We start from the raw sequence: 547 nt of genomic DNA on the forward strand, positions 1-547 counted from the left end.
TTATTTATTTATAAATAATAACGGGATTTTGGGATTACGCTTGCGTAATCCTTCTCCTACATGAAGTTAGCCAATCCCGTTACTATCCCACTTATATTTTGTTTTGGGATGTTCTTTCGTCATATCAATATAAGCTTCACATTGAGCCATGATTTGTTAGCGTGTTGAATATATTTGTTAGATGAGTGTTATTGAATGACGAAAGGACAGTACATAGATATTATATTTGAAAGTAGAGTGTTTGAGGCAAAAACAAAGACGAAGTGCTGAGGAGCACTTCGTCTAGATTGTTATTATTAAAAAGTTGTTTAATAATTTCATTATTGAGCTTGAGAGTGACATAGAATTGTTTTTTATGATTCTCGTCTTTACGAATATCAATACGGTCAATAACCGTTAGGTATAATGCTTTGAGCTGTGATTTATCCATGGATTCTATATTTTGAAATATTCGTTGTAATAGGGCAGCGATTTGTTTCGTATCATAAGATGGTTTTTCTTGGTTTTGTTGCTGCTTGAGTTGATTCATTTGATTTGTAATGTCATT

Annotated in this window: 1 pseudogene; it reads right to left on the bottom strand. The window is 32.2% G+C overall.

Features of this window, described 5'->3' with window-relative positions:
* Positions 1 to 220 precede the first annotated feature (220 nt).
* Positions 221 to 547 (bottom strand): annotated as a pseudogene (locus KA858_RS12205) (cassette chromosome recombinase CcrB); the annotation flags it as partial.

This window comes from Staphylococcus sp. GDX8P80P, from assembly GCF_017893095.1.
Classification (GTDB): Bacteria; Bacillota; Bacilli; order Staphylococcales; family Staphylococcaceae; genus Staphylococcus; species Staphylococcus borealis.